Origin of the sequence: Arenibacter aquaticus (assembly GCF_003957295.1) — a bacterium.
In the GTDB taxonomy this organism is placed as follows: domain Bacteria; phylum Bacteroidota; class Bacteroidia; order Flavobacteriales; family Flavobacteriaceae; genus Arenibacter; species Arenibacter aquaticus.
The window spans coordinates 378,491-400,706 of the sequence record NZ_RQPJ01000021.1; the positions used below are offsets into that span (position 1 = coordinate 378,491).

21 protein-coding genes are annotated in these 22,216 nt (G+C 38.9%); 16 read left to right on the forward strand and 5 right to left on the reverse strand.

The features are described 5' to 3' along the window. The first annotated feature begins 143 nt into the window (after nt 1-143). The 3 genes from EHW67_RS17540 (at nt 144) to EHW67_RS17550 (ending at nt 3,221) form a co-directional block, all read left to right on the forward strand. Complete coding sequence (locus EHW67_RS17540) at nt 144-1,445, forward strand: MFS transporter (RefSeq protein ID WP_126163688.1); 1,302 nt, start codon at nt 144-146, stop codon at nt 1,443-1,445. A gap of 429 nt (nt 1,446-1,874) precedes the next feature. Continuing rightward, nucleotides 1,875-2,309 carry an Hsp20/alpha crystallin family protein gene (locus EHW67_RS17545; protein ID WP_126163689.1) on the forward strand — a complete coding sequence of 145 codons (435 nt, stop codon included), beginning with the start codon at nt 1,875-1,877 and terminating at the stop codon, nt 2,307-2,309. A 129-nt stretch (nt 2,310-2,438) separates the two neighbouring features. Next, nucleotides 2,439-3,221, forward strand: a complete 783-nt coding sequence (locus EHW67_RS17550; protein ID WP_126163690.1) for a patatin-like phospholipase family protein — start codon at nt 2,439-2,441, stop codon at nt 3,219-3,221. A gap of 30 nt (nt 3,222-3,251) precedes the next feature. On the opposite strand, the gene EHW67_RS17555 is transcribed toward EHW67_RS17550, so the two are convergent. Together EHW67_RS17555 and EHW67_RS17560 are read right to left on the reverse strand one after the other, a co-directional pair. Beyond that, nucleotides 3,252-5,093: an SLC13 family permease gene (locus tag EHW67_RS17555; protein ID WP_126163691.1), complete on the reverse strand. Its 1,842-nt coding sequence runs from the start codon at nt 5,091-5,093 to the stop codon at nt 3,252-3,254. Nucleotides 5,094-5,185: 92 nt separating this feature from the next. Beyond that, complete coding sequence (locus tag EHW67_RS17560; protein WP_126163692.1) at nt 5,186-6,070, reverse strand: AraC family transcriptional regulator; 885 nt, start codon at nt 6,068-6,070, stop codon at nt 5,186-5,188. 168 nt (nt 6,071-6,238) lie between these two features. Between EHW67_RS17560 and EHW67_RS17565 the strand changes: the two genes are divergently transcribed. The 10 genes from EHW67_RS17565 to EHW67_RS17610 all read left to right on the forward strand — a co-directional run bounded on the left by EHW67_RS17565 (nt 6,239) and on the right by EHW67_RS17610 (nt 16,154). Further along, complete coding sequence (locus EHW67_RS17565; protein WP_126163693.1) at nt 6,239-6,913, forward strand: NAD(P)H-dependent oxidoreductase; 675 nt, start codon at nt 6,239-6,241, stop codon at nt 6,911-6,913. Nucleotides 6,914-6,929: 16 nt separating this feature from the next. Next, entirely contained in the window at nt 6,930-7,937 is a 1,008-nt protein-coding gene (locus tag EHW67_RS17570) for a zinc-binding alcohol dehydrogenase family protein (protein ID WP_126163694.1), read from the forward strand. Nucleotides 7,938-7,956: 19 nt separating this feature from the next. Continuing rightward, nucleotides 7,957-8,430, forward strand: coding sequence for a cupin domain-containing protein (locus EHW67_RS17575; protein WP_126163695.1), 474 nt, complete (start codon nt 7,957-7,959; stop codon nt 8,428-8,430). 2 nt (nt 8,431-8,432) lie between these two features. After that, the gene (locus EHW67_RS17580) at nt 8,433-9,266 is read left to right on the forward strand and encodes a DUF4437 domain-containing protein (RefSeq protein ID WP_126163696.1); all 834 of its coding nucleotides are present in this window, start codon (nt 8,433-8,435) and stop codon (nt 9,264-9,266) included. Between the two features lie 135 nt (nt 9,267-9,401). Further along, complete coding sequence (locus EHW67_RS17585) at nt 9,402-10,262, forward strand: AraC family transcriptional regulator (protein ID WP_126163697.1); 861 nt, start codon at nt 9,402-9,404, stop codon at nt 10,260-10,262. A 119-nt stretch (nt 10,263-10,381) separates the two neighbouring features. Then, a complete protein-coding gene (locus tag EHW67_RS17590) occupies nt 10,382-11,368 on the forward strand; it encodes a zinc-dependent alcohol dehydrogenase family protein (protein ID WP_126163698.1) in 987 nt (328 codons plus the stop codon). Between the two features lie 176 nt (nt 11,369-11,544). Further along, nucleotides 11,545-12,510, forward strand: coding sequence for a 2OG-Fe(II) oxygenase (locus tag EHW67_RS17595; protein ID WP_126163699.1), 966 nt, complete (start codon nt 11,545-11,547; stop codon nt 12,508-12,510). 122 nt (nt 12,511-12,632) lie between these two features. After that, nucleotides 12,633-13,442 carry an SDR family NAD(P)-dependent oxidoreductase gene (locus EHW67_RS17600; RefSeq protein ID WP_126163700.1) on the forward strand — a complete coding sequence of 270 codons (810 nt, stop codon included), beginning with the start codon at nt 12,633-12,635 and terminating at the stop codon, nt 13,440-13,442. A gap of 129 nt (nt 13,443-13,571) precedes the next feature. Then, nucleotides 13,572-14,327 (forward strand): aspartate/glutamate racemase family protein, encoded by a 756-nt coding sequence (locus EHW67_RS17605; protein ID WP_126163701.1) that lies wholly within the window; start codon nt 13,572-13,574, stop codon nt 14,325-14,327. Nucleotides 14,328-14,678: 351 nt separating this feature from the next. Further along, nucleotides 14,679-16,154: a CotH kinase family protein gene (locus tag EHW67_RS17610; protein ID WP_126163702.1), complete on the forward strand. Its 1,476-nt coding sequence runs from the start codon at nt 14,679-14,681 to the stop codon at nt 16,152-16,154. A 177-nt stretch (nt 16,155-16,331) separates the two neighbouring features. Here the strand turns inward: EHW67_RS17610 and EHW67_RS17615 are convergent, their stop codons facing one another. Next, complete coding sequence (locus EHW67_RS17615) at nt 16,332-16,730, reverse strand: DoxX family membrane protein (RefSeq protein ID WP_126163703.1); 399 nt, start codon at nt 16,728-16,730, stop codon at nt 16,332-16,334. 300 nt (nt 16,731-17,030) lie between these two features. On the opposite strand from EHW67_RS17615, the gene EHW67_RS17620 reads away from it, so the two are divergent. After that, nucleotides 17,031-17,645, forward strand: a complete 615-nt coding sequence (locus tag EHW67_RS17620) for an SDR family oxidoreductase (protein WP_126163704.1) — start codon at nt 17,031-17,033, stop codon at nt 17,643-17,645. A 297-nt stretch (nt 17,646-17,942) separates the two neighbouring features. Further along, nucleotides 17,943-19,295: a transglutaminase-like domain-containing protein gene (locus EHW67_RS17625; RefSeq protein WP_126163705.1), complete on the forward strand. Its 1,353-nt coding sequence runs from the start codon at nt 17,943-17,945 to the stop codon at nt 19,293-19,295. A 20-nt stretch (nt 19,296-19,315) separates the two neighbouring features. On the opposite strand, the gene EHW67_RS17630 is transcribed toward EHW67_RS17625, so the two are convergent. Then, complete coding sequence (locus EHW67_RS17630; RefSeq protein ID WP_126163706.1) at nt 19,316-19,567, reverse strand: hypothetical protein; 252 nt, start codon at nt 19,565-19,567, stop codon at nt 19,316-19,318. Between the two features lie 275 nt (nt 19,568-19,842). After that, nucleotides 19,843-20,703, reverse strand: a complete 861-nt coding sequence (locus EHW67_RS17635; RefSeq protein ID WP_126163707.1) for a sigma-70 family RNA polymerase sigma factor — start codon at nt 20,701-20,703, stop codon at nt 19,843-19,845. Nucleotides 20,704-21,076: 373 nt separating this feature from the next. Here EHW67_RS17635 and EHW67_RS17640 point away from each other — a divergent pair, with 373 nt between their 5' ends. Continuing rightward, the gene (locus EHW67_RS17640; RefSeq protein WP_126163708.1) at nt 21,077-21,622 is read left to right on the forward strand and encodes a hypothetical protein; all 546 of its coding nucleotides are present in this window, start codon (nt 21,077-21,079) and stop codon (nt 21,620-21,622) included. Nucleotides 21,623-22,216: the final 594 nt, after the last annotated feature.

Here is a 22,216-nt window from a genome sequence, read left to right on the forward strand (position 1 = left end):
TGGGCAGTCGAGGTTTCTTTTGTTCTTAATATTTGGTGGACAGTTTGGAGCCGCAGTCTGTCACGCTTAATTAAGGAGTGTTTTGTATAACTAAAATGTATATCCTTTTAAAACAATTATCTTTGCGCATTTTATCACCAAGCATGCGAGATCTCACTAAAATATCATTGGTAAAACCTCAAAAATTTCCTTTTTTTTATGGCTATGTGGTACTTTTTATTGGCAGTATTGGTGTTTTGGCCAGTATCCCGGGACAAACTGTTGGTGTGTCTGTATTTACAGACCCTGTCAAGGATGCTTTAGGGCTAAGTAGAAATGAGTTCAGTAATGCCTATATGCTGGGCACTTTGATAAGTTCTGCCCTGGTAGCCCGCGCTGGCATTTGGTTTGATGCCTATGGGGCTAGAATTGTTGCATTTTTTGCCTCCTTGCTGTTAGGGGTGTCCCTATGGTTGTGCTCCGTATCGGTAGAAATAAGTGAGGGCTTAAAGGCTTTTTTTGGTTTTAAGTCCTGGTTGCTTCCCTTTCTATTGATGACCTTCCTGTTTTTTTTGATAAGATTCAGTGGTCAGGGAGTATTGACCATGGCTTCCAGGAATATGATCATGATGTGGTTCAAAAAAAATAGGGGGAAAATAAACTCTATTAGCAGTATTACCGTATCCTTGGGTTTTTCCAGTTCCCCTATATTGATCAACAGTCTAATAGATGATCATGGCTGGGAGGTTAGCTGGCAGATTATGGCAATCTGTCTTTTTATTTTTTGCTTCTGTATTTTACAATTGTATAGGAACAGGCCGGAAGATTTTAATCTGCTACCGGATGGATACGCAATGGATGAAGAGCAGCAAAAAAAGGAGGAAAATGAGGTTAACTTTACCCTAAAAAAGGCAAAAGAAACCCGTGCCTTTTGGATGTTTGGACTGGTTTTGGCTTTTAATAGTTTTTATGTTACCGGATTTACCTTTCATGTGGTGTCTATTTTTGGGAGCCAGGATTATTCCAAAGCAGAGGCTATTGCCATTTTCTTGCCTATGTCTGTCACGGCAATTTTTGTGTCTACCTTTTGTAATATACTCAGTGACTACATTCAGCATAAAATCTATTTGTTTGTAATGTTGGGCAGTGGGGTGTTGGCCTCATTGGGACTATTGTTGCTTTCATCTCCTATAGGGGTTTATTTGTTGGTGGGTGGATTGGGTACTATGGGTGGTTTGTTCGCGGTGATCAATGCGGTTACATGGCCCCGGTTTTACGGTAGAAAATATTTGGGCTCCATTACAGGGAAGGTAATGAGTTTTCTGGTCATTGCCAGTGCTGTTGCACCAAGTCTCTTCAGTTATTGCTATACCACCTTGGGATCTTACCGCTATATTGGTTATGTTGCTTTGGCGTTTTTGTTGTTTCTTGTTATTGGCTCTTTAAAGGTGAAAAACCCCCAGTAGACTTTAAGATTACCCTAAGGAAAGTATTGGCCAGAGCTATGTTTTCTGTCAAAATTTTATGAGCCGTGAAGTGTAACTTTGACTGTTTGTCATTATTTGTTTTGTGACTATGATGGAATTCATAATTTTTCTTTAAATTAATTTTGAAAACCCACTTTTTGTAAATTTTGGCATTTTTTTTGTCGGTTTGTATTTGGGTATTTTAATCCATAAATCTTTGTGATTACGGCCACCTTTATGCTTTAACTTTGTCAAATGTGTTTTATGGCACAAATTAATAAAGGGGCGTAATTCTCCAATTTGGGTTGGAGAACTTTATGATAGTAGCGGTACTACGCACTACGGTAGAAATTTACGGACCTTAAACGATGGGTCTATTTTGAAGTTTTTTTTGTGTACTAATTGTTTAACCTATAAAATTAATGCACTATGAAAATTTTTGGAAAAGCTTTGGATAAGACAATTAAAATTCCGCCATTCCTGGACAATTTTGTGGATAGGATATTGCCTAAACGGAAGAAAGAGAACGAGGAGTTGGTAACCATTCCCTCTACCAATATCAGCGATGGAGAAGTTGCTTTTGAACTTTCTGTGGCATTGCCTGGTTTGGAAAAAAAGGATGTGCAAATAGAAGTTGTAGATGATTACCTAACGATCAATGCTGTGGTGGAACAGTCCAACGAAGAAAGAAATAAGCAATGGCTGCGTCAGGAATTTGTGCATCATTCCTTTTATAGGGCCTTTGGTTTGCCACATAACGCTGATCCGGAAAAAGTTGAAGCGAGGATGAAGAATGGATTGTTGCATTTAAAAATTGGTAAGAAGAATATTGCTCCTAGCCAAAGGGTAATAAACATTAATTAAGATGATTTTGTAGTTGCCATCTACCAATTCTGTCAAAAAATGACTACCTACTAAATTGGTGCAGGGTATAAAATGAATGTATGCAGGGTTAAGTCTTTAGAATTAGTGAGCGGAAACAACTAGGGGAAAATGAAATTACAGGACCTACAGAAAAAAAATATTGGCTTGGTGTTATCAGGGGGTGGGGTAAAAGCCATGGCTCATATTGGTGCCATAAAGGCCTTGCACGAGTATGAGATCTATGCAGATGCGGTCTCTGGTGTGGGTACAGGCGCTGTCATAGGAGCGTTTTATGCAAAGGGGATGAGTTTTGCTCAAATGCTGGATTTTTTTAAGGAGACACCGCTATTTAGGTACAGTTTCTTTTCTACCAACAAGCCTGGACTGTTTGATACGGAGAAATACCTATATTTTATGTCCAATTATTTTGGGAAAGACACTTTTGAAGCAATGGAGAGGAGACTGTTTGTTACTGTTACCGATCTTCAAAAAGGAATTCCAAAAACTATTAATTCTGGTAAGCTGCTTTTGCCCTTATTGGCTTCCGCGGCATTACCGCCAGTGTTTAGTCCCGTGACAATAGATGGTATGCTTTACGCAGATGGAGGAATTATGAATAATTTCCCTATTGAGGTTTTGTCCGATGAATTGGACGTTGTAATAGGAAGTTACACCTCTGGAATGAAGGAAATTGGCAAGGGTAAATTAGATGATCCCATCAGCTTGGCCAAGCGTACCAAGCGATTAATGTTGCATGCCAATTGTAGGGAAAAACTCTGTGCTGTGGATATTTTGTTTAGGCCCAAAGATCTGGAATATATTAAGTTTTCGGATGATTTGGCTGTAGAAAAGGCTTTTATGATAGGGTATGAGCATGCTTCAAGGTATTTGAAGGAATACGTACGGGCTTAATCTTGCTCAAAGCTTGGTACCAGATAAATTTTACAGCATGGTAGAGAGCAAAAGAGTGGCTAGAATAAGGAGTGCAATAGATATAATTCCCCCCAAGATAAAAAAGTGTTTAAATTTATATAGACCCATACTATAGATGAGGGTATTGGTTTGATAGCCCAAGGGGGTGAAAAAACTAAAGTTGGCGGCGAACATAATAGCCAGGACAAAGGGTTTTACGGGAAGCTGCATGCCAGTTGCCAGTGAAATGGCAATTGGGGCCATAATGATGGCGGTGGCATTATTGGATACAACACTGCTGAGTAACATGGTCACCAAAAATAAAATGCCAACAGAAAACATGGGGTCTTTTCCTTGCATCAATAACAATAATTTCTGGGATATCCAGTCATCTGCCCCTGTATTGTGCATGGCAATCCCCAAGGGAATCATGCCAGCCAATAGGAATAGGATCTGCCAATTAATTTTTTTGTAGACCTTTTCCAAATCCACCCCGTTAAAAAGCAATAGGGCCATGCAACCTAGAAGGGTGGCCGATAGGATGTCTAAAGTACCGGTTGCGGCAAGTACAATTACGGCCAATAAGATAAAAAGAGTGAGGTTGCGCTTGGAAGATTTGGCGCTTTCAGGGGCCTCGTATTGTTGTAAAATGGCTACATTGTCAGACAGGTCAAAATCCTTGATCTTATCCCTTTCAATTTCCAAGAGTACCCGGTCACCCACCTTTAATCGTGTTAGATCCATATCATCGGTATACATTCTCTCTTTTAAATTTCGGAGGTTTTTTCTTTTTTTTATGGCCAAGGGAATGGCATCGTGCAAAAATGAATGTTTGAGCTCGCCTAGGGTCTTTCCTAGGAATCGGGCTCCTGGCATCATCATCATCTCCACTAAAATGGTCTGTATATTTTGTTTGTTATTGGCACGACGGTCAGTTGTTGCTTCTTCATCCTTGAATTCGAAATGGCTGTAAACGCCCGGTTCTTCCTCTTTGGGGGAAACGATCATTTCGGTATCTCTTTTTAATTGCATGAGATGCTCCAGGGTGCAAGATAGCATCAATCGGTCGCCGGCCTGAAGTATTGCCTTTTTTAAAGGGGCGGGGCTGTCCAATCCCGTTCGGAATAATTTTAATACGGAAATATCCTGTTTACCAAGAAAGGTGTCGGAGAGTTGTTGGCCAATAAGATCGGAATGTGGACTTATTTCCAAAGTGGTTATATACTTGTCCACATCATATTGTTCCCACAATTTTTCCTTTGGGTCCTTAGGTAGCAGGTGTGAAGAAAAGCTTATTACTAGTATAGCGACAATCAAGAATATGACCCCAAGCCAGGAAAATTCAAAAAAAGCCAAGCTATCACCGGTTCTATTGGTATATATGGAATTAACGATAAGGTTGGTAGAGGTGCCCATTAAGGTACAACTGCCCCCTAAAATGCTGGCATAGGATATAGGTAGGAGTAATTTGCTCTTGGAGACATTGTATTTATCAGATAATTCGGTTATGATTTTGATAAAAACAATTACTACCGCCGTAGAGCTGATAAACGCCGAAATGGATCCTGTAACAAACATAAAAAGGGGGATTATAAAAAAAACGGGCCAGGTTCGAAATTTCTTCAGTCCGTTCGCCATCCATGAAATTACGCCGTTTTGTTCAAGGGCAACGGCCAATATCATTAGACATAGTATGGTGATGACCGCCGAATTGGAAAAACCACTTATGGCTTCTTCGGGGCTTATGAGTCCAAACAACACTAAAACGCCCATAATACAAAAGGCGATTTTGTCCATAGGAAATATCTCAAAGGCAAACAGTATCACTATTATGCCAATGATCGCGAATATCAAGGCAATCTCAAAGCTCATATTCCATAGTTATGGGTCTTCCATAAATATAAGACAATCGAGGGGTTTGGGAAAACCCATTTGAGGAGGAAAGCGTTGGGAACCCATTATGGTTAAACAGTACAGGCACTACGCTTTAAAAGCATATATTCCCCCTTGTTCTTGAACTCACGGATGGTGGTGCCTACATACTTTTTAAATGTTTTGGACAAATGGCTAACATCGGTGAAGCCTAATTCATCAGCAATCTCGGTAAGGGTGTAGTTGGAGTTTAAAAGTCTTATTTCTACCAGTTTTAGCTTTGCTTTGATAATATATTCCCTTAAGGACATATTTACCTGCTTTTTAAAATATTCGCTTACGTAGGTAGTAGACATCATAAATACATCTGCCAAGTTTTCCACCTTCAAAAGCTCGGGCTTATTAATATTCTCGTTGATATAGACGAGCATTTTTGAAATTTTATCTTCGGTGTTCTTTTTGGCAAAATCAAAGTAATTGCTCTTTTTAATATTTCTGATCAGTATTTCTAAAATACTGGTCATTAAACTAGTGATAAGGTTAACGGATTCCTCTCCATAATTTCTGGATTCCTGTAGGATTATGGAAATTAAATTTCCCAAATGGCTCCTGTCCACGTCATTCTTAATAATATCTCCTGGTAATTGGTTGTAATTGGATAATATGTAGGCAGCTTCCTTAAACCATTCGTTCCTATCAATAGTGTTTCGTTTCGCATTTTTGAAAAAGGAATCGGTGAACTTTAAAAAAACAAATTGGGTTGGCTTTTCTATGGTAAAGGAGTGACACTTTAGAGGAGGCAACAAAAATATGCTGCCTTTGCTATAATTGTATTCGTTATAGTTGATACATTGGGTTCCTTCACCTTCCTTAATCAAAACCAGTTCAAAAAAATTGTTCTTTACGGGGCGCTGTTTCCATTCCGACAATTCAATTTCTTGTATTTCAAAAGGTTTATATGTCTCTAAAACCTGCATATTTCATTATTTTTTATTCAAAACTAACTAAAATAAACATTTTAGGTGGCATATATCCATTAATAACCTTTAAAAGTACATAAAAATCCAATTTTTGTACCAATAAAGACCAGTCTAAGGCAGGTATCTTTGTACCAGAAATTAAACTGAAAGCAAAAAAGATACAATATGAACGCACCAAACATTGCAAAAGAAGAAATTATTAATGCCTTTAAATTTAGACATGCTACCAAAGAATTTGATGCTTTAAAAAAAGTATCAGATACCGATATGGATTTCATTTTGGAAACGGCACATTTATCCCCAAGCTCCTTTGGTTTTGAGCCTTGGCACTTTATAGTGGTACAGGATAAGGAATTAAGGGAAGCCTTAAAACCTGTGGCTTGGGGAGCACCGGTAAAATTAGATACGGCCAGTCATTTTGTGTTGGGCTTGAGCATGAAGGCATCCATGACGAGATGGGATTCCGATTATATCATGTCCATGATGAAGGAAGTAAAGCAATTTCCGGCCAATGTTATAGAAACGTATTCCAAGTTTTATAGGGAATTTCAGGAGCGCGATTTCAATCTGGACAATGATAAGAAGTTGTTTGATTGGGCCTCAAAGCAAACCTATATTGCCCTGGGAAACATGATGACCGCAGCTGCATTGATAGGCATAGACAGTTGTCCAATAGAAGGGTTTCACCAGGAAAAAGCAGAATCCCTGCTGCAAGAAAAATTTGGTGTGGACACAAACAAATACGGCTTATCTTATATGGCTGCTTTTGGGTATAGGAAAAATGAACCAGAGTTTGCCAAAGTCAGAAGAAACAAGGAGGATATCGTTACTTGGATATAATAAAAAAATAAAAAAAATGAAAGCTATAGGATATAAGGAGAATTTACCAATTAACAATGTAAAATCTTTGCAGAACATAGAATTAGAAATGCCTAAAGCAACCGGAAGAGATATTTTAGTGGAAATAAAGGCCATTTCTGTTAATCCGGCCGATTATAAGGTGAGGGCAAATATGCCTGTTGAGGGCGATGGTTGGAAGGTAATAGGTTGGGATGCGACAGGAACTGTAAAAGAAGTTGGCGAAGATGTTACGCTGTTTACTGTTGGAGATGAAGTTTGGTATGCGGGCGATTTTACGCGTCAAGGTAGTTATGCCGAGTACCAAATTGTAGATGAACGCATTGTGGGCAAAAAACCGCAAAGCTTGTCTTGTGCCGAAGCGGCCGCTTTACCATTGACCACACTTACGGCATACGAAATGTTGTTTGATAGATTAGAGGTTTCAAAAGATGATGCCTCCAAATCCATATTGGTCATCGGTGCCGCCGGTGGGGTAGGTTCTGTTTTGGTTCAACTGGCCAAAAAGCTAACAAAGTTGAACGTTATTGCTACGGCGTCGCGTGAAGAAACAACGGCTTGGTTAAAAGAATTAGGTGCAGACACGGTTGTTAACCACAGAAATAAATTGAGTGAAGAGTTCGAGAAATACAATTTGCCAGCTCCAGAGTATGTCGTAAGCTTAAACGCTACGGAACAGCACGTAGATGAAATTGCCAAACTGATTAAACCACAAGGTAAATTCGGATTTATTGATGACCCAAAATCGCTAAACGTAATGCCCTTTAAAGGAAAAGCGGTTTCTACCCATATAGAATTAATGTTTACACGCTCTATGTTCCAGACAGAGGATATGATGGAGCAGCATAACATTCTTAGTAAGGTTTCCGAATTGATAGATAACGGAACCATCAGAACCACTTTAGGTGAGCACTTCGGAACCATAAATGCCGAGAACCTTAGAAAGGCCCACGCTTTTTTAGAAACAGGTAAAGCAAAAGGTAAAATTGTTTTAGAAGGGTTCTAAAACCAATAAAAACACTTTAATGACTCATAAAATATACATACCACTAATAATTTGTTTCATTGGATCAATGGGTTCGGCTCAAATTACGAATATTGATTCTGTAGCCACCTCAAAGGTGCAACATTTCAATTTTGACCAAATGAAATCTGATACCATAGGTGTCGGAATTACACGCAAATGGTTTCATGGTGAAAAAGGACAAATGACCATTTTCAATTTGGAAAAGGCAGCACATATTCCTTGGCACAAACACCCCAACGAACAGATAACATACATAATATCTGGGAAGGTGAAAATAAAGACCATTATGGATGGTAAAGAGGAATTTGTAATTGTTTCTGGTGGGGAAGTAATTGTTTTCCCAGAAAATGTGCCGCATGAATTTTGGGCAATGGAACCTACGGTGGATTTGGATGTACATGTACCTGTACGCCAAGATTGGTTATCCAACGATTTACCAGAGTATCTAAAGGACACAAACAAAAAACAGTAAGTATGAAAAAGTTAACATTAGGTGTTTTTGCATTAGCATTAACGATAACAGCTACCGCACAAACACCCACTACAGACAACGCAAAAAGTAAAAACGAGGTAGTAACCCAAGATCAGATAGATTGGGGTTGGTTAAATCCGCTTAGAGGAGATAAAAGTCCGGCTGCAGGTCAACTCTGGGGAGACCGTACCAAGAACGAACCATCTGGTTTTTTGGTAAAGTTTAATAAAGGCTTTTCCTCACCACCACATATCCACAACATTACGTACAGAGGTGTGGTAATTAAGGGTTTATTGCACAATGAGGATGAAAAAGCGGAGAAACAATGGTTGCCAGCCGGATCGTACTGGCAACAACCAGCGGGTGAAGCGCATATTACCGCAGCCGATGGCGAAGATAATTTAGCACTTTTGGATATTCAAGAAGGTCCGTATTTGGTAAAACCAATGTCTGAAGCTTTTGATAATGGTGAGCGTCCAATTAATATAGACGAATCTAACCTAGTATGGTTGCATGCCAAGGATATGGAGTGGGTTTCAGAAAAAAGCAAGGTAGAAACTGCTTTTTTATGGGGAAGCCATGAAACCAACCAGTTACGAGCAACACTTTTAAGACTACCTGCCGGATTTAAAGGAAGTATTAAAAATTTAAGTCCAAATTTTAGAGCAGTCGTTATATCTGGTAAAGTAACACATCAATTTTCTAAAAAAGATGATGAAAATGTGTTAGAACCAGGTTCTTATTTCAGTGCCGAAGAAAATGCTTCTCCCGTACTGAGTGCAGCTACCGAGGCTGTTATTTACATTCGGTCCAATGGCAACTTTAAAATTAAATAAATAACCGAAACTAATTTTAAAAAGTAGTATCTGCGTTTTTTTTTTTTTTTTTTTGATTGATTGCCAGTAGAATAGCCACCGCATTGAAAATTGTCCGTGTGGCTTTTTCATTTTTAAAATGTTAAATTAGTAGTTATGGCAAGAACTATTCTAGAAAACATCGTTATTCAACAATACAAAGACCAAACATTTTTTTCGTTTTGTGAGTATACCAATATTCGTTTTTTCGAGATTTTATATTTTGAAACCGGTAATGGTACTATTAAAATAAACGGAAAAACGGTTAATTATACGCCAAATAGTGTGTTTGTATTTGTTCCTGATGATATTTACATCGTTGAAGCCGAAACAGCCACAAGTACCATTGCCATTAAATTTTTAAAGAATTTTTTCAGAAATACCAGTTCACATAACCAAGAGTTACCAGTAAACAATTGGTTTCGTAAAATTGAAGAAATCTTAAATAGCGAAAGCCATCAACTACGCGAATTGCAGTTTGAAACAGCATCGGATAGGGCGCACTTGGTATCTTTGGTAAATATGGTAGCGACTGAATATCTAAATAAACAAACACACGATATTTTCATCATTCAGAATTCGTTATCTGTAATTCTACATTTAATTGCTCGTAATATTCAGTATGTAAATTCTTCTGAAGTAAAAGAGATAAAGTCCTCTAAAATTCAACAAATTATAAATTACATTCACGCCAATATTTATAGTTCTGAATTGTTAAGTACTAAAAGTTTGGCTAATGAATTCCACATGGCAGATAATTACATTAGTGAGTACTTTAAAAAACATACCGATCTTTCACTTAAAAAATACATCATCAATTACAAATTAAAACTGGTAGAAACCCGCTTAAAGTACACAGATGCCCAAGACTCAGAAATTGCCTTGGATCTTGGTTTTACAGACTCTAGTCATTTAAACAAGACGTTTAAAACCTATAAAGGTATTAGCTTAAGCGCTTTTAAGGCTAATTTGGCCTAGGTTATTATCATAAACCTTATTTTTTACCAATGCCACATTGTTTTATACCAAAACAAAGCTTTCTCTCTAAAATATCTTTGTAATGTAAATAATACATCACATTAAAATTTAAATAGATTATGAAAGCAATGTTATTAAACAATTACGGAGAAAATGCAACATTCACAACATCCGATATTGATAAACCAGCAGTTAAAGCAAATCACGTTTTAGTAAAAATAGCGGCATCCAGCGTTAACACTATAGACACCATGATTAAAAACATGGGAACCGACTTACCGATATCACCAGCAACTCCTGCCTTATTGGGAATGGACTTTTCAGGATCAGTAGAAGCTGTTGGAGAAGGTGTTGAAGGTTTTAAAGTAGGCGATGAAGTGTACGGTTGTGCAGGTGGTCTGGGCGATTTACCAGGTACATTAACGGAATATATTGTAGCGGACAGCAATTTGGTTGCCCACAAACCAAAACATTTGACAATGCGCGAAACTGCAGCCTTACCATTAGTGGCTATCACCGCTTATGAAGGTTTGACCAGGGCAGGAGTAAAAAAGGGTCAAAAAGTATTGATTCACGGTGGTTCTGGAGGTGTGGGCCATTTGGCAGTACAATTGGCAAAGTATTTTGGAGCGGAGGTTTATGCTACGGGAGCTGGAGAAAAACAGTTTGCAATTATTGAAAAGTTTGGAGCCACGCCAATAGATTATATGACAGAATCTGTGAGTGATTATACGGCAAAGTACACAAGCGGAGCCGGGTTTGATGTTATTTTTGATACGGTTGGAGGTCCAAACCTTAATAAATCCATTGAAGCGGTAGCGTTAAACGGACATATTGCCACTACAGTATCATTATGTGAGTTAGACCTAACACCACTGCATTTCAAGGGGGCATCCTTACACGTGGTTTTTATGTTGATACCCATGTTGCACAATTTTAAAAGAGACGTTCACGGTTCAATTTTAGAGCGTTTGGCAAAAATTTCTAACGAAGGGCACCTTGCCCCAATAGTAGATGACCACACATTTTCATTAGAACAAGTTGGTGATGCTTATGCACATTTACAAAGCGGAAAAGCTATAGGTAAAGTAGTGGTGGAAAACTAGTTATAATTTAGGATTGGCGCTGTTCCCTCAATAATTGTTCGGTCCTATTAAATGCTTCAAACCTTGTCTTTTACTAAAACAACCATTTTTACTACCAAAAGCAAAACGGTATTTGTGCCTTATTTTGCTTTAAATAACAAGAAAAAAGGCAAGTATAAATTTAAAAAAAAATAATCATGAAAACAATCATAAATATAAATGCACTTGAGCTAGCTCGTGCTCTGGAATTACCTTCAAGAGAAGCTTCCTTAAATCGTGAAGCCTCGGTTTCCGAATTTTGGAAAGATAACCGTAAATTACTAGAAGAGGCTTGGGCAGAATGGGAAGTGGAAAACAAAGACAATTTACTATTGCCAGATGAAAGTTTACTTGACCCTAAATTGAGAAAAGCCATTAACGATGCTTGGGAAAACCCAGAAAAAGAAAACGCCGTAGCCGATTTGTGGGAAGAAATTATTCCTGGTGTGTACGAGACTCAGTTTTTTGATTTAGAACGTTTAGCCGATTTCCGTAAGTATTTAGAAGACGTTGTTAATTCAGGAATTCCAAGACGTGCGCCCTATGGCATTCAATTAAATCGTTATGGAATAATGTTAGATCCACGCTCAGAAGGACATTTGGCAGCGCCAAGTTTTCAAGCTTTTTACAATGACATTATGGATCGTTTTATGCGTCCGATAGCTCGATTATTATTGGGTACGTATGGTTATGACAATCAAACTTTTGGATTTTCAATACAGTACAATCCCGATAAGGACAAGGATTTACACGCACATACCGATGCTTCATCAGCAACTTTAAATATCAATACCAACTTACCAGACGAAGCATTTACTGGTTCAATAGTTGATTTTTATGATAAAGATTCAGGTAAAACGGTGCAAACCACTTTTGAACCTGGAAAAGCCATTATTCACAGAGGTAATGTACCACACGCAACACACCCAATTACAAGCGGACAACGCAGTAATTTAGTAGTTTGGTTGTACGGTGACCGTATGCAAATTGCTAGAGGAAGCACAAGTAGTTACGGAAATATCAGTAGTAGCAATACTATCAAAGATGTTGCATTAGAAAATGTTACCGCTCGCCAACGTTGGAGCTTACCAGAAGGACCAAAAGATACTGTTGCACCGTTTTAAAAAGGGTAAAAGTTATTTATCATGGAGTTAACTTTGTAATTAGTTTACTATTAAAAACAAACATTAACATATAAAACTGGCAATACAAATGTTGCCAGTTTTCATCAACATAGAAAAATACAATGAAACATATATTAATCACAGGAAGTACGGACGGAATTGGCAAATTAACGGCCCTACAATTGGCCAAAGAAGGACACAATATCTATCTACATGGTAGAAGTCCGGAAAAATTGGCACATGTTGTTTCCGAAATTAAGGAGCTGTCAAAAAACGGGAATGTTAAGGGGTTTGTGGCTGATTTTTCTGATTTGGCAACGATTACCAATATGACGGAACAGATGAAAAATGAGGGTCCCAAATTGGATGTCCTTATTAACAATGCAGGTATTCTTAAAAGTAGGCAGAATGCTGCCCCAAATGGGATAGACATACGCTTAACTGTAAATTATTTGGCTCCCTATGTTTTAACAAACCAACTTTTGCCGCTACTTAAAAAGGCGGATGATGCGCGAATCATCAATTTGAGTTCTGCGGCCCAAGCCCCTGTTTCTATGACTGCCTTGAAAGGAAAAGTTACATTAGGCGTAAACGATGCCTATGCACAGAGCAAATTGGCATTGACCATGTGGAGCTTTGATCTAGCCGCCAAAGAACCGGACCTAACCGTGATTGCCGTGAACCCGGGTTCGTTGTTAAACACAAAAATGGCGAAAGAAGCCTATGGCCAGTATTGGGCCCCGGCTGATAAGGGTGCAAATTTATTGGTGAAACTGGCAATTGCCGACCACTATAAGAATGATTCTGGCAAATATTTTGACAACGACAGTGGTGTGTTTGCACCGGCACATTCGGAGGCTTATGATCAGGCAAAAATAGAGGCGCTAATTGTTAATACCAATAATGTCCTGGATAGTCTGCAAATTTCCTGATGTAGTCCATGATAGTAATAAAATTTAATGGGTAAGGTAAAAAATTAGCAAATATTTAGAACTGATTGGGACAATAATACCATTACTTTGTCTCTTTTTTAAATGACAATTTTATCCAAAATTGGTAGTATGACAAATAAAATGATAGGCATTGTTGGTGGGGTGGGCAGCTATGCAGGAATAGATTTAATTAAGAAGGTGTACGACCTTACGGAAGCAACATCGGACCAAGAACATTTGCCCGTATCCATGCTATCTGTACCGCATAAAATCATCGATAGGACCAAATACCTTATGGGGGAAACGGATATAAACCCCGGAATTGCCATCTCCGAAATTATAGCGTCCTTGATAGCCAGTGGTTCCAGTATTATTGGTATTCCGTGTAATACGGCACATGCCAGACCTATTTTAAGCTTAATAGAAAAGAGCATACCGGAATCTTGTGTCTTGGTAAACCTCATAGAGGAAGTAGGTATGCATATCTCAACAAAACATCCGGAAATTTCCCGGGTAGGGGTTTTGGGAACCACTGGGACCATTCTTGCAAAGGTATATCCCGAGGTTTTATCCAAGTACAATATAGAAGTTATACAGCCTTCGGAGGACATTCAGGATTTGTTTGTGCACCCTTCTATTTATGATACCAGTTATGGCATAAAGGCCTTTTCCAATCCAGTGAACGAAAAGGCAAAGGAAAACCTGGGAATGGCAGCAACCTATTTGTCCAGAAAAGGGGCACAGGCCGTTATTTTGGGGTGTACAGAGATTCCTTTGGCCATACAATATGAAAAAATTGAGGATAGTCTAATTATTGATGCAACTACAGTTTTGGCAAGTGCCTTGATCAGGGAGTCTAGAAAGATGGAGGAAGTTGGGCCTTAATAATAAGCAAGGTGTATTGAAAGGCCATTAAACTTTGTGAGAGCTTTTAAATTGAATTATTGCTGTGGAAAATTATCCATTTTGCGCTTTTACTGTTTTAAGAAAGAGCGTTAAGAATTGGTATAGATTCAATATTATTCTCATTAAATAGAATAACACCCTAGGCATTAAAGGAATGACACTCATCCTTTTTTAGTTATAATTTACCGTTCTGAGTCATCTTCAAATCTTAGTTGTAGTCAATATTCCTTCATTCGCTTAAAAGTATAGGCCATTCACAGATTCCATTAAATTCATGTTGTTGCAATCCACATCTTTGTAAGGTAATAACAACTAATAATGAATTTAATCATGAAAAAAGTTAGCATACTGATATTTTTGGCCGTGCAACTCTTGTTTGTTTTTTCTTGTTCGGAGGATGCTGTGGACAGCACTAACGAAGGGGAAGTGGCAATTGAAACCGGAACCTATGTTGAAACCTATTCCGATAACGATTTTGAAGCAACGGATTGGATCGATGATACCCATAGTAAATCGGCAGATCCCAACTTTGATGAGGTTTTTGAGGATGAAGCCGTAAAACGATTGGATATTGTGATTACAGAAGAACGGTGGCAGAGTATGTTGGATGATATGACCTCTCTTTACGGGGCATTTGGAGGGACTGTGGGAGCCGGAGGCGGACCAGGAGGAGGTGGTCCAGGTGGTGGCGGCCTCGGCGGAGGCGGATTGATTGAGACTGATGAGGATCCTATTTTTGTGCCAGGAGAGGTGATTTATAATAACAAGGAATGGTATAGGGTAGGGGTACGCTTTAAGGGTAACTCCAGTTTACAGTCTAGCTGGTCCAGCGGTATTTTAAAATTATCTTTTAAGCTCGATTTTGATGAGTTTGAGGATGAATACCCTCAAATTGATAATCAGCGATTCTATGGTTTCAAGAAATTGAGTTTAAAGAATAACTACAATGACAATTCCATGTTACGGGAAAAAGTGGCCACCGATGTTTTTAGGGATGCAGGTATAGCTAGTTCACATGCAGCATTTTATACTGTTTATGTAGATCACGGAGATGGCCCCGAGTATTTTGGGGTATATACCATGGTTGAAGAGGTGGACGATACGGTGATAGACACCCAATTTTCCAATAACGATGGCAATTTGTATAAACCGGATGGTACTGGCGCCAGTTTTGCCGAGGGTACCTTTACAGAAGATGTATTTGTTAAGAAAACCAATGAGGATGAGGTCGACTTTAGCGACATACAAAGTGTGTTTACTGCCTTACATGCCGATAACAGGCTAACGGATCCCGTAACATGGCGGACCAGTTTAGAGGCCGTCTTTGATACGGATACCTTTCTAAAATATTTGGCCGTAAATACGGTAATCCAAAATTGGGACACCTATGGAAGAATGACTCATAATTATTATCTGTATAACAATCCGGATACGGAAAAACTGTCCTGGATACCTTGGGATAACAACGAGGCTTTGCAGGAAGGGAATCAGCAAGGGGCATTAAACTTGGATTTCTCGGATTTAAATAGTGCATCATGGCCATTGATAGGTTATTTGTATCAGGATGACACCTATAGGGCACAGTACGATGCCTATGTGCAGGAAGTAGTGGACAACGCTTTTAACGTGAGTAGCATGCAGGCTAAATACTCTCTTTACAGTGCTTTGTTGGAACCCTATGCAACCACGGAGATAGATGGGTATACCTTTCTGAATTCCAGTTCGGATTTTCAGGCTGCCATAAGTCAGTTAAACAGTCATGTTAGTGCACGTGCCACTGCAGTAAGTAATTATCTAAATAATTAGATAATGTTGTTGATGAACCTTATAGGTTGATTAATTAAGTGTTCCCCCAATTTAAGAGAGGCTGCCATTAAGGCGGCCTCTTTTTGTTTTAGCAGCTGCGAATATCACCCATAAGGACCTAGGTAAATTAAGGGAAATATATGGAATTTATGAATCTGGAAAATATCTCAACAAGAATTAGCCCTTGCTTTTAAGGCTTACATCCAAAGCCCAGCTGTTGTGGTTTATAAAATTAAGGAGTACCGCAAAAAAGCCCAGATGTATGAGTTGTGATGGCAGGGCGTCCCAGTTCTCTATCAAAGTGGTTCCAAAAATTAATAGCAACATGATTAGGGCGCCCAATAAAAGGGCCTTTTTTGTAAAAAGGCCAATAATTAGTAGAAGGCCTACACAAAATTCGAGAATAGGGAGAGCATAGCTAAAAGGAATAACAAGGGCCTCAGGTAGTATGGAATTTTGAAAATTACCGACCATCCATTTGCTAAAGCCGGAAAGTTTCCCCAAACGTACCAATCCGTGCCCAAACATACTTAGGCCAATTCCTAGGCGTAGCATTAAAAAACTATATGTATTCATAAACTTTTTAGGGCAAATATATAAAAATAGGGGGCATGGAATTATTCAAATATCTACAGCCGATTTGGCTTCTTTATACAACGGCGGTAAAAGGTTGCTCTAAAATGGCATAGGGCTCAATGGTTACAAGAGTTTGGAGTATCTTGGGGAAATAGGGTGATTATAGAGTAGCTTAGAAAAATGGGTGATGGTCTTAAATCTTCTTTTATTCTCCTGGCTTAGGGTAAATGGGTCAATGATAATCCATATCCTATTAATTTCTTTTGGGTAATTAGGGGAACTTTGTAAAAAAATAACGATATGGAAAATATACTAGTTGTAGGTGCTACGGGCACCACGGGAAAAAAAGTGGTTAGTTTGTTAAAAGCATCACAGTATTTTGAGCCTGTTGCAATGGTGCGTAAAGAAAGTCAGGTTGACGAATTTTTGGTTCAGGATATTAAAACCGTTGTGGGGGATCTAACAGAAGATGTATCACATACTGTTTTGGATGTTGATAAGATTGTATTTGCGGCAGGGTCCGGGGGAGAAAATGTAGTTCAGGTAGACCAAGAGGGAGCCAAGAAAATAATTGATGCCGCCAAGGCCGGAGGCATTAGAAAATTTGTAATGCTCAGTTCTATGGGAGCAGACCAACCGGGAAAGGTGCCAGCGCTTAAGGAGTACCTTGTGGCCAAACAAAATGCGGATGAATATCTTCAGGCAAGTGCTGTTCCTTATGTGATAATTAGACCGGGCAGTTTAACCAATGAGAAAGGAACGGGAAGGATACAAATGGCCAATTCTTTGGATAACCAAGGTTCAATTAGCAGGGAGGATGTGGCCAAAGTGTTAACAAAGGCCTTGAACGATGACGGGCCCATCAACGAAGTTTTTGAAATAATAGCGGGCAATGATTTAATTAGTTGGGATTAAAACATCCTATAACTATTTGTGGCGATGTATGGTATTTCTCCTGGCTTTTTCAGAAAACCTCCCGCCTTAATTTTTAATAAAAATAAAAACAGTCTTAACCAATGGGGTATGCGTGAGGGATAGCAGCGGTACCCCACAGCATAGCGAGGAGTAGTAGCGGATAGCCCGGCCCGAAGGGACACGCCCAGAGGCTTTGAAATGGATTACAGTTTATAATGAGCCTCTTAAAAGGGAAAGGGTTTTATAATGAATCATAAAATTATTGTAACTTATTGGGAACCTTTTATTTATGATGCTATGAAATATTCCCGGATTGTTCTTTTGGCTTTATTCTGCACATTAGTGGCCTGTAATTTTGGTGCCAAGCAAAAAAAGGAGTCCGCTTTGACCGTCAAGAATGTTCCCAAGGTGGTTACGGCCGATATAGAGGCGGGTATTAAGGCCAATATAGCCGAAAAGGTGGAAGAAGGGGGCGGATATTTTAATATGACCACAGAAGAAGGTAAGGAATTGCGGCTACAACTGGTACGCGTACATACCGAATACCTCTCCAATCTGGGGCCTCAAAGGCATTTTGCCTGTGTTGATCTGGCCGATATTAGTGGCGATGTCTATGATGTGGATTTTTTCCTAGATGGTGATCCGGGGAGTATGAATGTTACCCAGACCAGCTTGCACAAGCTTAATGGCAAACCCTTTTATTCTTGGAAACAGCGCAAGGATAAGACCTGGTACAGGATGCCCATGGAAAATGCATCTTCAGATCTATTGGGAGTCAAAGAAGGGGAAGACAACTTTGAATTTCACTATATGGTGACCCTTCCGGAATTGAAGGAACAGGCCAGGATCTGGATCCCTGTACCCAAGACCGATCGTTTTCAATCCGTGGTATTAAGGGATATAAAGGTGCCAACGGAACATCAGCTACTTTATGAAACCTATTATGGCAATACTGTATTGTATATGGTACTTTTCCCTGAGCACAGTGGGGCGGAGGTAGAACTGGTTTATGATGTGGTAAGGCAGGAAAAAAAGCCCTATGAGGAGGAGGGCTCACCCAGCAGGTATCTGGATGCCAATTTACTGATGCCGGTAGGAGACCGGTTTCAGCTCCTTGCCGATTCAATTATTGGGGATAAGCATAAAGCGGGCACTATTATGAAGGCTAGGGCGCTATACGACTATGTGATAGATAATATGCGCTATATAAAGGCGGGTAAATACGGTACAGGTGATGCCACATATGCCTGTGACGCCCTAAGTGGCAATTGCACGGAGTTCCATTCCCTGTTCATTTCCCTGGCCAGGTCTGCAGATATACCGGCACGCTTTGCCGTAGGGGCTTCCATTCCCTCAGATCGTAATGAGGGGGGGATAGATGGATATCACTGTTGGGCCGAGTTTTATGCGGAAGAAAAGTGGTGGCCTGTAGATATTAGTGAAGCCAATAAATACACGGCACTGTCTACCTATTACTTTGGTCGGCACCCGGCCAATAGAATAGAATTTAGTAAGGGACGAGATCTGCAATTGGATCCAGGACCCCAAATAGGTTCCATAAACTTTTTGGCCTACCCTGTAATGGAAATAGGCGATGAACCGGCCTTTCCCAAAACTTTTTTTTCATTTTTCAGGAAAAACCAAGAATGAAGAGGCGTTAGAATATAGGTTTATTCTGAATCGTTATCGTTTGGATGTTCTTCACTTTTTGGATGTTCATCTTCTTCCTTTTTAGGATGTTCATTGGCATCCCCTTCATGATGCTCCTCATCAACTTCACTTTCCTTCATCATTTGTTCTTCTTGCTGTTCGGTCTTTTCTTCCTTTTTTGTTTCCCTACAAGAGCTCAAGGTAGCGGTTGCGACAAAACCAAAAAGGAGGATTACCAATGTAAGATATTTTAATTCTTTTAATCGGCTCATAATAGCTACTGTTTTTAAATTGAATAATTAGATAAAACGCATGCTAAATAATTGATAATATTAAAGATACAAATTTTTAGCCGTAAAGGACGGACATTGGTACATTTATAGTTATTGCAGTAGGGGGCGTACTAGACTATTACGGAGTGGTTAAAATGCCATTCAACAAAATAAAAGGTCCGTGGTAATTGCCATCTAAGAATTAGCGTAACAAAAAGTAAAAGCCGACTCCTGGGAGTTGGCCTGATTACAAATTATATATGGATGGGCTTAACCTACAAATATGCTTTTAAAATTTTGTTCCGTGATTTGTGCTGTAAAATCCTAATGGCTTTTTCCCTAATTTGTCTTACCCGTTCTCTGGTAATACCAAATAGTTCGCCTATTTCCCTTAAGCTCATGGGGGTGTCCTCTCCAATGCCGTAGTAAAGGCTAATTACATTGCGTTCCCTTTCGGGCAGTGTTTTTAAGACCTGTACAATGTCGGTTTTTAGGGAATCTTTCATTACTTGGGCATCTGGACTGTTGTTTTCTTTGGACTTTATTACATGGTATAAATTGGAAGTTTCTCCTTCTTTAAAAGGGGCGTCCATTGATAAGTGCTTTCCGGAGTTTTTGATGGCCAGTTTAACCTGTGAAGGGCTCATATCCAATTCCCTAGCAATTTCAATGGCATTCGGAGGTCGTTGGTAAGTCTGTTCCAAATAGGAATATACCTTGTTTATTTTACTAATTTCCCCAATTTTGTTCAATGGGAGCCTAATCATACGCGACTGTTCGGACATGGCCTGTAAAATAGATTGGCGTACCCACCATACCGCATAGGATATAAATTTAAAACCCCGGGTCTCGTCAAAACGTTGGGCTGCCTTTACCAATCCTATATTGCCTTCGTTGATGAGATCGGAAAGCCGTAATCCGTTTCCCTGATATTGTTTAGCGGCCGACACCACAAAGCGTAGGTTGGCATTTACTAATTTATTTAGTGCAACCTGATCTCCCTTACGTATTCTTTTGGCCAGTTCCACCTCCTCATCTGCACTGATCATATCAATTTTTGATATTTCCTGAAAGTACTTTTCTAAGGATTTTGTGTCTCTGTTCGTAATTTGTTTAGTGATCTTAAGTTGCCTCATATGTTTATAAATTTATTAATGTGACTAAATAATATACATATATTTTACATAATTCCTAATGTATTTGTAATTATTTAATATTTTATTCAAAAAAATCAACTAAAACAAGGGTTTTTTTGAAGTGTTAGAGGTTGTTTTTGATAAATCAAGGAATAGCTCCATAAAACTCCTTTGGCCTTGATAAAAGAAGAAAAGAATATGGCTGCATTACGTATTTGAGCTTAAGTGAATAGCTGAGGTAGCGTGTTTTATACTTTTCTTACTTTATTGTATATCCCATTGTTAACTGATTTGGGTCATTGTGCGATTAGGTTTAGTTTATTAGTTTACCAAGTTACTTCCCCAATTAAATATTAATTTAAAACCATTAACTATGAAAACTATTAAACAAACTCTTCAGTTGTTGGCTGTTATGGCCATGTTGGTGTCCTGTAACCACTATGATGATTTTTTTGGACATCACGGTACTAAATTCGTAACAGTGCCATTCGAGGCCGAATTTATTGGTGATTATATCTATGTAGGACCTGATAATGTGGAATCTACAGGCTTAGAGCCTAAGTGTGAATTTACACGGGTTATTGTTGATTTTGAGGGCAGTGGGACCCCTGTAGGAAATTTTACGGGAAACTTTGATTTCTGTGTTGGGCCAGAAGGTGGTTATGGGCAAACCGAAGCATATATGGTAACAGAGAAGGGGGACTCTCTTTTTATATCAATCTCCGGAAAGGTGATAGAAGGTAGATTGGATGATATGCCTGAATATGTAACTTCATATTGGCAAGACCCCTTTGAAATTCTTGGTGGAACCGGTAGGTACGAAGGAGCTACAGGTAGTGGAATATCTGACGATTATAACAGTAGTCTAGATCCAAATTCACATCACAGCTGGAGTGGCACCATTATAATGAGGAAATAATGCGCTACATGTAAGTTGTTGACTCTTGCATTGTATTTCTTGCCCCCGTATATTTCACTGGGCTGGGATATCATTGTTGGCTAGGTCCTTGTATTTCATCTGTTGTTGTGAAAGTACTATTTCTTGGCTTGTATAACCGGATATGGCCAGGGTACAGAATTTGCATTCTAATCTGGAAGATTGTTTAAAAAGGCTTTCCGGCCTTTTTTTGTGATACAGATCTGGGAGCGTTTAGGGGTATGTACTATGTAAACAATAATTATTTTCAACTAGGTGCACCACCTCACATTGATTCTACATTATCAATTAAAATACATAGAATATTATCCCGTAATACAATAGGGCTTTTGCGCCCAAATCAATATGTTAGCTATTGAAATCCATTTTTTATAGAGGTTGAAAATTAGAATAACCATGCTTTATGAACTGTATGCGCCATTATTTGGATAAGGTGACTATGTGATCCTTTTTAAAAAAAGCCCAGGTACTGCCAAGACCCCATTACATCTTTTTAAATGCAAAAAACTGCATAGGTTAAAATTCCATAAGTATTCATCAAGAATAGTGATAAGAGTTATTCTATATACATCTAAT